Raw genomic sequence first — 11,716 nt, 5'->3', positions numbered from 1 at the left:
AGTATAGGTTTGCTGGAGGCGCTTTTGCGTCACCGATCCGAGGCCGCTCGACCGCGTCGCTTGCGAGGGGCGGAAATACGCAGCTTTTGATCTCAAGGAGTAACGTCATGGAAACGCGCAGCAAGAGCGTCAACCTCCAGCTTTCGATTGTCCTCGGTCTGTTGATTGCCACGGCTCCGTGCTCGGCAAACATCTCAGTTTTCTCGTTTAGTTTCACTTTGCAGACCGCATTTGCAAAAAACGGCAACAACGGAAATAGCGGTGGCAACGGGAACGGCGGAGGCAACAGCAACAAAGGTGGTAATAGCGAGACACCCGGAAACTCGAATTCTCAGGGCGCGAAAGACAAGGGCGTGACCACCAAGGGGAGCGCTACAGCGCTTTCGGTTCGCCATAACGATGGCATCAGCGAGGTCGTGCGTAACGGTCGATACATTATGAAAGACTCCAAAGGGCGTACTATTGTAAACCGTCGCGCCTCTTTGCGAGATGAGATCCGGCTGCGGTTCTTTCGTAAATGATCGGTGGCCGTCAATTCGATGTTCGGGCGACCGCGTGTTCGAGCTTCGACTGAATAAACGCCAGTGGTTCCTTGATCATAATCGGACCGCCAGGCGTCAGAACCTTCGTGAGTTTGTCATCGTTTAGAGGGTAAATGACGATGAACTGGTCGACATTGGCATAGAATTTTTCATCGTTCTCGGATGTCAGCTCGAGCCACATGGAGATGCTCCTTCGGCAGTTCATCGTGGTTGCCCCAGACAAGACCAATTACCATCAGCGAGCCTTATCGACAGCGGGCAAAACCACCGTACCGCGTCGATCTGTAGAGCCAGCAAAGCCCGTCGAAAAAATCACAGCCGTTGCGGTCGCCACAATCACGAACAACCAGATGATTGGCCAGACAAGCGAGGCGGTTTGTTCAGATGAGTTATTGTAAGACATATCTGCCCCTCGGCGATGATGACGGACCCGAGGCAACGCTGCAACGTTGCCTCGGGTAGCAACTCAGGCGAATCCAACGAATGACAGGATTGCGCCAATGATCACGATGGCTCCGACGAGCCAGATCAGGCTATTCATTGTCTATCTCCTGCGCGCTCGGTGACCAGTGTGGCTGGCGTTACTGGATAACCTGCACGACCGTGCGGGTCTGCGGATCGACGATGACGCGCTGTTCATTGACAACGGTGTAGGAGTACCTGGGATCTTCAGCGATGGGGACCAGAACAACCTCTTGAGGGATCGGCTTACCGACAACGAGCGGCTGCGCGACGACGACGGAGTTCTGTAAAGGCTGCTGCTGGACATAAGTGACGATGCGTTCAGGCGGCGGGTCAATCGCGGCACCCGCGACCAGGCCAACAGCACCGCCGACGGCCGCACCGACCGGACCTCCGACGATCGCACCCGTGATAGCACCACCCGCGGCGCCGGTGACCGCAGTGGAATCATCGGCTAGGGCCGAGCCGCCCAGGGCGAGTGTGACAAAGGCCGATGCGAGAATGAGTTTCGTGTTCATGACAGTCTCCAATGTTTTTTCACAGGAGCTGAACGTCGATAATCCATGCCGGTTCCCGACCGGGACCAATGCTAAAAACATGTAGGGCTAAAGTCCTACTCGACCGCGCCGATTGATGCGCGACCCCTTCAAATCCGGACTGTTATCGCGTTGCGCAGTGTCATGGCCGCTTCCGTTCTGTTGCTGATCCCAAGCTTTGCAAAGATGTGCGTCATGTGCTGCTTGATTGTCTTCTCATGCACGCCAAGCCGCAACGCAATCCGCTTGTTGCTCAGGCCTTCGGCCACGAGGTTCAGGACTTCATGCTCGCGCTTCGTCAGATCGTCGATCGGATTGACTTGCTTCGGTGAGGCTGCCGACGACATGTCGGATAGCAACCGCGCCGACAACGTCGGTGAGACGTAGGTTTCTCCTGCTGCAACCGCCCTTACGATATCCTCGAGCGTCCGCGAGCCAACGCCTTTCAGCACGTAGCCCTTCGCGCCCTTTGACAAGGCGCTCATTACATCTTCGCCCGTCTCGGAGACCGTCAACATGATTATTTTCTGCGTCGGGCTGACTTCGAGGATGGGCACGATCGCATTCAGCCCGCCGCCCGGCATCGAGATATCCATGAGCAAAATATCGGGTCTCACGGTGGCACATAACTGAAGCGCCTCATCCTTGGTCGAACCCTGACCAACGATTGCGAACCCCGCAATCTCGGACAGTATCCGCATGACGCCCTCTCGAAACAGCGGATGATCGTCGACGACGGCAATTGTGATCTCTCCCATTAGGCAGGCTCCATTTCATGCAGGTTCAGGGACATGCGCAGCACGGTCCCTCGGTTCGATGTCTTCAAGTCGAAATGTCCGCCGAGGCTCTCGACGCGTTCCCGCAGGCCCGACAAGCCGAGGCTGGATGGTTTGATTTGCGCCGGGTCGAAGCCCGGACCGCTATCACCGACGGTTATTGACACGTTGTGCCCGTCGAAGGTCTGCACGACATATTGTCCAAGTCCGCCGCCGTGGCGAAATCCGTTGTTGAACGCCTCCTGCAGAAAACGGAAGACGCAGATCTTTGCCGATAACGGCAGCGGCGGCGAGGTGGGAGACATTGAGAGCCTCACCGATGTGCCTGTGCGCTGCATGTGGGCCTTCAAGGCTCGTTCGATTATCTCTCTGAGATCGGCTCCTTCGATCTGAGGCAGGACGAGACCGCTACAGATCGTCCTGATTTCCTGCATGGCGTCATCCAGACTGGATTTGATGGATGTGATCTCTCCATCCCGTATCTTCCGCGACGTGCGAGGATTGCTGATGATCTCGCTATCGACCTTCAGCGCCGCGAGAGCGACAAGCTGTGCCGGTCCATCGTGCAGTTCAGCTCCGAGGCGTCGCAAATAGCGTTCATTCAGGGCGGTCGTCCGCTGGCTTGCACGCTGAAGCTTCGCACTCAGTTCGCCATTCTGCGTGAGAAGTTCGGAGAGTTCCTGGATGCGCTTGTTCAATGCTTCGCGCTGGCTGTCGATCATCCTGCTCCCTCTGAACACGAGAGCCGAAAGGATGGCAAAAAAGGTCATGGTAAATGCCACCACAGCGATCCAGCTTTGTAAGCGTGCGTGGTTCAGGCTTTGCTGGAAGTCGGTGGCGATCTCATAGAATTCAAGGATAGCGACGACTTCGCCCGACCATGGCTGAAGGACGGGATTGTAGACCTCGAGCAGCGGCAAGCCGCTTTCTCTTTCGCTTTCACTCCCGACATCGTCGATATTTTCATACTCGGCGACCATTTTTCCGTTCAGCGCTGCACGTATGCCATCACTGATCGGCAGCTTCCGTCCGATCTGCTCCTTGTGGTTGGAATACAAGATTGTGCCGTCGGGACGCCAAAGTTTGAAGGACATCAGACGTTTTCCCAGTGCTCCCTGGCCCAAGGTTTCGTCCAGCGCCTGTTTCACGGAGTCGCTCAGGGCCGCGCTGTTCTGCATGTCTGGAAGAAGTGGCGCGATGACGCTGTCTACGTAGAGAGCGGTCGCGGCTCCGGAATTCCTTGTCACCGCGTCTTCAATGAGACTTGTGACGAACGCTCCGACGATGATGGTCGCCACGAGAGAGACCAATCCGCCTACAAGAACAAACTGCTGGGCCAGCGAGAGTGCGTTCCAGTCATACTCTTTGAAGAAAGCTTGCATGCCTTTCTAACGCTCCGAAACCCGCAATTCCTAGCCTGCGACCTGTTTGTCATAAACTATGGCGGGAGGGTGGTTCGTCAACGACTGGGAGCGCGAACGGCGATGAGATGCACAGACGGAGGCTATGTCAGATGTAAGGAGATACGCAGGAGCGGATTTCGCCGCTGAAGGCGCGGAATGTATTGTCGTTTGGGTTATAAGAGCGATAGCGCGACAGGCACCATTCAGCATGGCTATCTCCGGAATAGCCGATCTCAGCGATATCAGACGTTTGTTGCACAACATCCGCAGTCGCTGTTTCATGCACTGAAGAACTGAACGGTGGTTCGCATTGCCGGCGCCCACCGCTGTACGGCTGATATGTGTTGTCTGAAGCGCGGTACGACCTGTAACGATTTGCGCACCAAGCCGCCGCTTGCGTGTCAGCCTGGTATATTGAGGAAAGGTCGACGCTCGATAATTCGCCGTCGTCGATGAGATCGCTTCGGACCATCTGGCTCGAGGGTTCGATCGAGCTAGCAACGATGTTATCTAGGCCGGGGTTTAAATCCGCCGACTCCGGAAGCTTGACGACCAGAGCAGGAAGCCGCTCAAAACTCTGCTTGCTAGGATCCACTGACACCGGATGAGATGTCCAGAGCGACGTGATATCGATGTTATCCAGTTCATTGACCTCGGGCTCCGGTAGGTGGTTCGGAACTGCCATAAGGCTCCCGGCTATGGCGGTGAGCGAGAGCGTGAGGGCAAGTACGGGCAGGATTGGATATGTCATCAGATTGCCCTGCGTTTCGATCGGTTGTCGGGACACGGTAGGCCAAAGCTTGAAATCGACACTTCAACTTCCGCATCCCGAGGTGGCGTTGTCATCGATCCACAAACGCGACTCGGATACCCGAGTTCCGCTCGAATACCTGGATATCGTGCCTGTTAGTCTTTTGCTGTCGCGAAACAGGACTAAAGTCCATCATTTCCCGCTGAATGGATGACGCTGAGAAATGCGGTCCGCGCAATCTCTTTCGTGGCTCTTGATGCTTTTCCTTCACAGCAGCATCAAGAGCGTGAGGTTTCATGTCCGCCGTTAAACAGCTTTCTTGTCGGTTCAACCAAATATTCATCCAGCGGGACTTAGGTCCTGCTCAGAAAAGCATTGGTCTGCCAGTGCTTGAATCCATCATGATAGCTGCAATCTTACGGTAATATCAACGCGCGCAAATGTTGCGTCCGGAAGAATGCATGCAGGAGAAAACCCATGTCGATGAGATCATTGATTACACCCGCGCTGATCACTGTTGCCCTTGCACTGCCCACTCCAATGGGAACTGCTTATGCCAAGAATGGCGGCCAGGGTGGAGGAGGCGGTCATGAGGGAAGCAGCGGCAATCATGGTGGCAGCAATTCAGGACGGGATAAATCCGACAGGGGAAATTCAAAAGCTCCTGCCAGAGGCGGCGATGACGTGCGCAAAAACAAGGGCAGATCAACCGATGCGGAGCAAGCAGCCAAGCCTGATGCGGCGGAACGTGCCGGCCTAAATTCAATTAAGCGGAACTACCAAGCCTACCTCAACTCGAATGACCCACGGTTCGCTGGTGTCTTTGCCTACGTCCGCGGATATGCGAAATACGAACTTGCCAACGGGGTCGATACGGTTCCGGCCGGCAGCGAATATTCGGACGAAACATTACGGGAAGCTCTGGCAACAGCTGCGGGCACTCCGACAGTTTCGGACTCATCGCTGGAGTGGGCTAAAACCATTCTCGGCGTTGGAGATGAGGTCGGCAAGATCGACCAAGTGCGCCATGCCCTGGCAAATTCCGATGAAGGCAACTGAGCAGGTTCGAAGACGGTGGCGGCGGGCTGCCGCTGCCGCTTAACCCATAAATCGTAGTTTCCGGGGCAGTGACCTTTGAAAGAGGGATCTTCAGCCCTGTGACGACCAAGCGCGGTAGGCGTTGAGTCTCGACGACGAACGCCGGACTCTGTTTCCCATAGCTTGGGATCCAAGCAAATATGCACCTGCGAGGCTTTTGGACGTGATCCTGGCATCAAAGCTATCGTGGCCGGTCAGCTTGGACTTCCTCCAGGTTGGACCGATAAACGCTAACGGTGCAAAACTCAAAAGTACGAAAGCTGTAACCATCGTAAAAACAACTTCTGGGGAAAGTTCCATAAATAGACGCTATCCCGCGAAGTATGTCTTTTCAAACACTTAAGCTATCTGACCCAACCTGTCGCCGGTTCGGTTCCTATCAAGGCGTTCACACTGGACACATTTCAGGCACAGTCACTCCCCGCCGTTGCAATGTGCTCCTCTCAATCAACGGCCTCTGCCGGAACCGCGGCCCTGGTCACGCCCATCTTCAGTTTGTGCCCCACGTCGATGATTGCACTGAGGGCGGGCACCAACTCTTCACCGAGAGCCGTCAAGGCGTATTCAACAGACGGAGGCGTCGTAGGCTGGATGGTGCGGTTTATAACGCCGCGCGCTTCGAGTTCCCTTAAGCGCTGTGAAAGGACCTTCGCGGATACCGGGGGAATATCAAGACGCAGTTCGCTGAAGCGGCGCGGCCCGGCGCGCAAATGCCAGATCACATTCGGCGCCCAGGCGCCGGCAATGATCGCCATGCATTCGGTCAGCACGCATGGCTCGGGTGGCGCCACGCTTCTGTTTTTCCGGATTTTGAGGCTCATCTGAATCTCCAGTTACCGCAGGGAAACTCAGATATGAGGTAACTGATAGAAACCAAGTTGGCAACGGTAACTTCGGTCCTTAGGCTGCAGGCGTCCATCAACCAACAGAGGTCTATAAATGTTGCTTTACTTCAAGCCGGGTGCCTGCTCACTGTCCGCCCGCATCGTGCTCACCGAACTCGGTCTGCCCTTCGAGAGCGTGAGGGTCGATACGGCAGCAGGAACGACGATCGACGGGGCCGATTACCGCGCGATCAACCCGAAGGGCTATGTTCCGGCCCTCGAGATTGAACCGGGCATCGTGTTGACTGAAAACCCGGCGATCCTTCAGTACCTGGCCGATCTGCGGCCACAAGCCGGTCTTGCCCCGGCCACCGGGACGCTCGACCGCGTGCGTCTGCAGGAATGGCTCAACTTCACGTCCTCGGAGCTACACAAGGCGTTCGGCCCATGGTTCAGCGGACGCTCCTTCGAGGAAAGTGAACAGTCACGCGCCGAAATCAACCTCGCCCGCCGGATCGATGATGTCGAGCGCGGACTGTCTGACGGACGGGGCTTCATTCTCGGTGAAACCTTTACGGTGGCCGATGCCTATCTGTTCGTCGTGCTCAACTGGACCGGCTTCATCGGTTTCGATCTCGCACGATGGCCTACGGTTGCAGCCTATGTCGCGCGCGTGGCCATGCGTCCTGCCGTTCGCGCGGCGCTTATTGCCGAAGGCTTGCTTCAGGAGGAGGCCGCGTAATGAGCAATGCCCTTGAAGACATCCGCGAAACATTGGGCGCTTATTTCGACGCCCTCTATTTCTGCGATGTCGACCGACTCGAAAGTGTCTTTCACCCGGCAGCTGTCTACGCGACGCCTGACGAGACGCCCTTTCTTCATCGCACGATGGCGGAATATTTTCCGATTGTTGCAGGCAGGAATCCGGCGCCTCTCGGAACGAAGCGCGCCGCGATCACATCGACGCAATCGACATTGCAACCGACAACATTGCGCACGCCCGTGTGCGGTGCGCGATTGGCCCCCGGCAGTTTGTCGATTTCCTGACGCTCGTTCGCGTCGATGGGAAATGGCGGATCATCGCCAAAATTTTCAAGATCATCGAACAGAAGCAGTAGAGGCAGGTATTCAAGATGCCCTATGTAAACATCAAAATAACAAATGAAGGCGCCACCAGGGAACAGAAAGCGGAACTCATCCTCGGTGTTACCGATCTGCTGGTGCGCATCCTGAACAAAAACCCGGCCACAACCTTTGTGGTCATTGACGAGGTCGCGATGGAGGATTGGGGCGTCGGGGGCTTCCTGTCGCAGACTACCGCAAGACGCTACTCACGCCCTCGTGAGTCGGCCGAGGCTCAATCCGTCAACCCCGGCAGGGTTGTAAGTGCAGTCGTCACTCAGCCGGCCAGCGAGTATCTCTTGCTGGCCGGTAGGGGCGGCCCACCTATACCGCGTCGCCAGTGTTCTTTCTCTCGCGTTCAGGTGCCGGCAGTTGTGCCTGCGCGACCCGGAGCGCCGATCGACAGAATGAACATATCCAGTGCAGCAGACATCGCTTCTTCGGCCGGGCGTTCGATCGGCCACTCCGGAAATGTCGTTTGGCATTTAATTGTAAGAATGCGCCCGTTCCGGCTGTTGATGGCACCTAATTTGAGATTATTCGGTGTGATTTTCCGCGCCTGACGCCTTCCGGTTTGGCGATAACCATCTGTAATACAGGAAATTTTCTGATGGAAGCATGGCCGTAGGCCACCGTCTTTTCCCGGCGGCGAATCTCACATTAAGTGCCAAAAAGTGAAGCCAGAATCTCAAATTAAATGCCAAGTCTCAAATTAAGTGCCGGGCCATCTTGTTGAAACTGTTAGGACTGGAATCTCACGATTAAATGCAAAACAACATAGGGCCACGCAACGCCCGGTGGGCTTATTTTGCCCGTCGCCGATTTCCGAGGCCACTGGCACGAGCCAATTGAGAGCGCTGCTCAGCGTATTTGGACGCTACCATAGGGTAGTCGTCTGGAAGATCCCACTTCGCCCGGTACTCGTCGGGTGTCATCCCATACTTCGCGCTGAGGTGACGTTTCAGAGACTTGAATTGTTGGCCATCCTCGAGGCAGATTATGAACTCGTCCGTGACAGACTTGCGGATTGCGACAGCGGGCTTTTGTTTCTCGCTGGTATGCTCGGCATCGACCAAGATTGGCCGGCCGGTGTTTTGGAGCGCGATATGAACCCCTTGGATCATATCTTCAAGCCGGTCGCCGGCACGACATGGTTCTGCACATAGGCGGAAACAACGTGTGCTGTGAGCGCCACCAGCGGGTTTGCAACATGTCTTTTTCTGGGCTCATTTCCAAGGCTCTTTCCAAGTTCCTTTGATTACAGGATAGACAGATTCAATCTGCCAACCGACCGGCTATATCCCATGAGGGGAGAGAACATCGCAGAAGACTTCGGACAGGAAAATTACAAGCGCCTTCCATAGTGCACTACTATCGCGCGAACGGTGAGGTTGGGTGCCTGATGCTTCCGTTTGTCAAGAATAGGCTTGAACCGAGCGACGACGCCCGATCACCAATTGCCAGGATCTGCGGTGTGATCGAGATTGGCGAATTCGGTTGCCTGCTCTCGATCCAAGTCCAAATCGACTTTCTGTCCCCTGTCGTCGGTGACCGAATAGTGGAGGGGCGCTGGGCTTCTAGTGAGCGTCTGGTACATGAGAAGTGCCGCCTCTTCTACGGTGTCAGCCTCGATTTCCAGCGTAGTAGAAACTGTGAATTTATGCATCGGTGAATGCTCCTAATCGATCGGCAAGACTTTACTACACGTGCAATCCGAGCCGTCTTCCGAAGGTCTTCTGGCTGGAAAGCAGCGGGTTGTGATTTCCACGAAAGGGCATTGAGATATGGAGCCTCTGCAAGCAGAGGCGCTAATCGGCGGTCCATGTGTTGTTCATGGTCAGGCTTGCCAGAGAAACCGTCTTTCCCGTGTCGTCGCGCACGGTGACGGTCACGTTCATATGATCGATACTTCCCATCTCGTCCTGGGCAACATCCAGCAGGATCTTTGCAATTTCCAGATTGATCGCCTTTCGTGAAGGAAGCTCTCTGCCTTCATCGTCCTTGGTAAATCCATCACCGTTTTGGAGATCAAAAAAATAGCGTTGCATACGGCACCTCAGTTTCAAGCGACAATTCAAAGCCCCTGGATTTTGTTCCTGGTTTGCCCATGTGATAGGAGAGAAATCGAACCGGGAATTTGTGTATTGATAGAACCACTTATTCTTAACCTGCAAGCCCGCGATTCAGTCTCTGCCCGGGAGGCTGAGGTTCTGCGCTCTATGATCGTCCGAGAGCATAGATTTGTTGTCGGCGAGGACATGGTCACTGAAGGATCAAGACCGAGCTATAGCACTTTGCTGCTCGACGGCATTGCAGCGCGCTATAAGGTTCTGGAGGACGGACGCCGACAGATCACGGCACTTCATGTGGCTGGTGATTTTGTCGATTTACATGCCTTTCCGCTGAAAACGATGGATCACAGTATCGTGGCGCTGTCTGCGTGTCATGTTGGCTTCGCGGACCACGGTGATTTGAAACGGGTCACGGAAACCGAACCTCACCTGACGCGACTGCTTTGGCTTTTGACTGTGATAGATGGCGCAATTCATCGGGAGTGGATCGTGGCGATGGGCCGCCGTTCCAAGAAGTCACATATGGCGCACCTCTTCTGTGAACTTTTAATGCGGCTTCAGGTGGTCGGAAAAACCAACAACAACAGCTTTTCCTTTCCTCTCACGCAGGCAGAACTGGCCGATGTCCCGGGTATATCGCTGGTTCATCTCAGCAAGACCCTGCGACTGTTGCGTGACGAAAAGGCGCTGGATTGGGTGTCGCGCACGGTAACCATACACGACTGGCGCGAACTGGTGCGCCTTGCGGAGTTCGAGCCAAACTACCTAAATTATTATACGGAATCGCGATAGCCAGCAGTCCGGTCCGCTGTTGGACAGTTCCATAAATCTGCTTACGCCGCGAACGGTGATCTCAGGATTTCCCGGACCTCTTTCACAGCCGACAACAGTGTGCGCACCTTAACCCCGCCCTTCGCCTGATAATCGGCAGCACCTGCACCAACGACGATCCTGTTTTCTATCTCCAGATCGTCACAAGCTACAAAGAAGCCGCGCTCAGCTTGTGGAGCGCTGGCTCGCTTGACTTCGATCGCCACCTTAGGCTTTCCAGCTTGTTCAATGACAAGGTCGATCTCGGCACCATCGGCCGTCCTGTAGAAGAAAGGCGCCACGTCCGGACCGGCTGCAAGGATAAGGGTCTCTAGAGCAAAACCTTCCCAACTCGGTCCAACGACCGGGTGACCTAACAATTGGTTTAGCGTGCCGATTTCCAGAAGAGCATGTACGAGCCCACTGTCGCGGACATAGATCTTTGGTGACTTCACAAGACGCTTGCCAAGATTACCGCTCCATGGCTGAAGGCGGCGAACCAGCATGAGATCAACAAGGAGATCTATGTACCGTCCAATCATAGGGGCAGATACACCCAGACCTTGCGCAAGCCGCGCGCTATTGAGGGTATTTCCTTGGCCGTTAGCGAGCATCGTCCAAAACCGTCCGATTGTCGCGGCTGGCATACGGGGCGCAAACATCGGAACATCGCGTTCGAGGTAACTGCGAACAAATGCCTGCCGCCAGAGATAACTATCCTCATCCGTCGCTGCCGTCAGGCTATCGGGGAAGCCGCCACGCAGCCACAACTCGTCGATGTCGATAGAAGCAGCTCGGGCCTCTACCGCTCCGATTGGCGGCATTTCGAGATAGATTATTCGCCCCGCCAGCGTCTCGGATACCTGTTGGATTAGGTCCAGAGACGCCGATCCCAGCAACAGGAATTGCATCGACCGCTCGCCACCAACGCGCCGATCGTCAACGATCCCACGCAGCTCGGCAAACAGCCCCGGTAAACGCTGCACTTCATCCAGTACCGTCAAATGGCCGACTTGAGCCTGGAGGAACGCTTCCGCATCTTCTAGTTTGCGGCGGTCACCTATACGTTCCAGATCAAGATAAATTGTGCCTTTTATTCCATCCGCAATCTTGCGGGCGAGTGTGGTCTTGCCAACCTGACGCGCGCCGATGAGTGCGACTACAGGCGCGCGTGCTAACGCGCGCTCAAGGGCAGATTCGATAGCGGGGCGAGGTATCATCATTACCGCAAATCATAAATCAGAGTTTCGAATTACGGTCAATATGGCTTTGCCGAAAATGATTATGGCTCATCGGCTGACAATTGAAGGCCTCCACTCG

General features: G+C 55.3%; 13 protein-coding genes and 3 pseudogenes. 6 read left to right on the top strand and 10 right to left on the bottom strand.

Going from position 1 to position 11,716, the window contains the following annotated elements; translation table 11 throughout:
- Nucleotides 1-107: 107 nt before the first annotated feature.
- Nucleotides 108-521 (top strand): hypothetical protein, encoded by a 414-nt coding sequence (locus tag P6U16_RS25070; RefSeq protein WP_277704157.1) that lies wholly within the window; start codon nt 108-110, stop codon nt 519-521.
- A 10-nt stretch (nt 522-531) separates the two neighbouring features.
- On the opposite strand, the gene P6U16_RS25065 is transcribed toward P6U16_RS25070, so the two are convergent.
- The 5 genes from P6U16_RS25065 to P6U16_RS25045 all read right to left on the bottom strand — a co-directional run bounded on the left by P6U16_RS25065 (nt 532) and on the right by P6U16_RS25045 (nt 4,470).
- Nucleotides 532-723: a hypothetical protein gene (locus P6U16_RS25065; protein ID WP_277704156.1), complete on the bottom strand. Its 192-nt coding sequence runs from the start codon at nt 721-723 to the stop codon at nt 532-534.
- A gap of 400 nt (nt 724-1,123) precedes the next feature.
- The gene (locus P6U16_RS25060; RefSeq protein WP_277704155.1) at nt 1,124-1,522 is read right to left on the bottom strand and encodes a DUF1236 domain-containing protein; all 399 of its coding nucleotides are present in this window, start codon (nt 1,520-1,522) and stop codon (nt 1,124-1,126) included.
- Nucleotides 1,523-1,650: 128 nt separating this feature from the next.
- The gene (locus tag P6U16_RS25055; protein WP_277704154.1) at nt 1,651-2,298 is read right to left on the bottom strand and encodes a response regulator transcription factor; all 648 of its coding nucleotides are present in this window, start codon (nt 2,296-2,298) and stop codon (nt 1,651-1,653) included.
- Nucleotides 2,298-3,698, bottom strand: a complete 1,401-nt coding sequence (locus P6U16_RS25050) for a sensor histidine kinase (protein ID WP_277704153.1) — start codon at nt 3,696-3,698, stop codon at nt 2,298-2,300. The genes P6U16_RS25055 and P6U16_RS25050 overlap by 1 nt, the downstream gene beginning before the upstream one ends.
- Before the next feature lie 127 nt (nt 3,699-3,825).
- Nucleotides 3,826-4,470, bottom strand: a complete 645-nt coding sequence (locus P6U16_RS25045) for a BA14K family protein (RefSeq protein ID WP_277704152.1) — start codon at nt 4,468-4,470, stop codon at nt 3,826-3,828.
- 477 nt (nt 4,471-4,947) lie between these two features.
- Between P6U16_RS25045 and P6U16_RS25040 the strand changes: the two genes are divergently transcribed.
- Nucleotides 4,948-5,529, top strand: a complete 582-nt coding sequence (locus tag P6U16_RS25040) for a hypothetical protein (RefSeq protein WP_277704151.1) — start codon at nt 4,948-4,950, stop codon at nt 5,527-5,529.
- A gap of 482 nt (nt 5,530-6,011) precedes the next feature.
- Here P6U16_RS25040 and P6U16_RS25030 read toward each other — a convergent pair whose 3' ends face one another.
- On the bottom strand, nt 6,012-6,395 hold the full coding sequence (locus P6U16_RS25030) for a helix-turn-helix domain-containing protein (RefSeq protein WP_277704822.1): 384 nt from the start codon (nt 6,393-6,395) through the stop codon (nt 6,012-6,014).
- A 112-nt stretch (nt 6,396-6,507) separates the two neighbouring features.
- On the opposite strand from P6U16_RS25030, the gene P6U16_RS25025 reads away from it, so the two are divergent.
- From P6U16_RS25025 to P6U16_RS25015, 3 genes and pseudogenes are all read left to right on the top strand, one after another.
- Nucleotides 6,508-7,134, top strand: a complete 627-nt coding sequence (locus tag P6U16_RS25025; protein WP_277704150.1) for a glutathione S-transferase C-terminal domain-containing protein — start codon at nt 6,508-6,510, stop codon at nt 7,132-7,134.
- Nucleotides 7,134-7,510, top strand: a pseudogene (locus P6U16_RS25020) (nuclear transport factor 2 family protein). Before P6U16_RS25025 ends, P6U16_RS25020 begins: the two are co-directional and overlap by 1 nt.
- Before the next feature lie 15 nt (nt 7,511-7,525).
- Nucleotides 7,526-7,737: pseudogene (locus tag P6U16_RS25015) on the top strand (4-oxalocrotonate tautomerase family protein).
- Nucleotides 7,738-8,317: 580 nt separating this feature from the next.
- On the opposite strand, the pseudogene P6U16_RS25010 reads toward P6U16_RS25015, so the two are convergent.
- The 3 genes and pseudogenes from P6U16_RS25010 to P6U16_RS25000 form a co-directional block, all read right to left on the bottom strand.
- A pseudogene (locus P6U16_RS25010) lies at nt 8,318-8,712 on the bottom strand (MucR family transcriptional regulator).
- 252 nt (nt 8,713-8,964) lie between these two features.
- Nucleotides 8,965-9,180, bottom strand: coding sequence for a hypothetical protein (locus P6U16_RS25005; protein WP_277704149.1), 216 nt, complete (start codon nt 9,178-9,180; stop codon nt 8,965-8,967).
- A gap of 142 nt (nt 9,181-9,322) precedes the next feature.
- On the bottom strand, nt 9,323-9,562 hold the full coding sequence (locus P6U16_RS25000; protein ID WP_277704821.1) for a hypothetical protein: 240 nt from the start codon (nt 9,560-9,562) through the stop codon (nt 9,323-9,325).
- Nucleotides 9,563-9,658: 96 nt separating this feature from the next.
- Here P6U16_RS25000 and P6U16_RS24995 point away from each other — a divergent pair, with 96 nt between their 5' ends.
- Complete coding sequence (locus P6U16_RS24995; RefSeq protein WP_277704148.1) at nt 9,659-10,378, top strand: Crp/Fnr family transcriptional regulator; 720 nt, start codon at nt 9,659-9,661, stop codon at nt 10,376-10,378.
- A 41-nt stretch (nt 10,379-10,419) separates the two neighbouring features.
- Here the strand turns inward: P6U16_RS24995 and P6U16_RS24990 are convergent, their stop codons facing one another.
- The gene (locus P6U16_RS24990; RefSeq protein ID WP_277704147.1) at nt 10,420-11,619 is read right to left on the bottom strand and encodes an ATP-binding protein; all 1,200 of its coding nucleotides are present in this window, start codon (nt 11,617-11,619) and stop codon (nt 10,420-10,422) included.
- Nucleotides 11,620-11,716 lie beyond the last annotated feature (97 nt).

It is taken from the genome of Rhizobium sp. 32-5/1 (assembly GCF_029537235.1).
Classification (GTDB): Bacteria; Pseudomonadota; Alphaproteobacteria; order Rhizobiales; family Rhizobiaceae; genus Pararhizobium.
The sequence above is the reverse complement of the archived record's forward strand: the minus strand, read 5'-3'. Positions and strand labels throughout refer to the sequence as shown.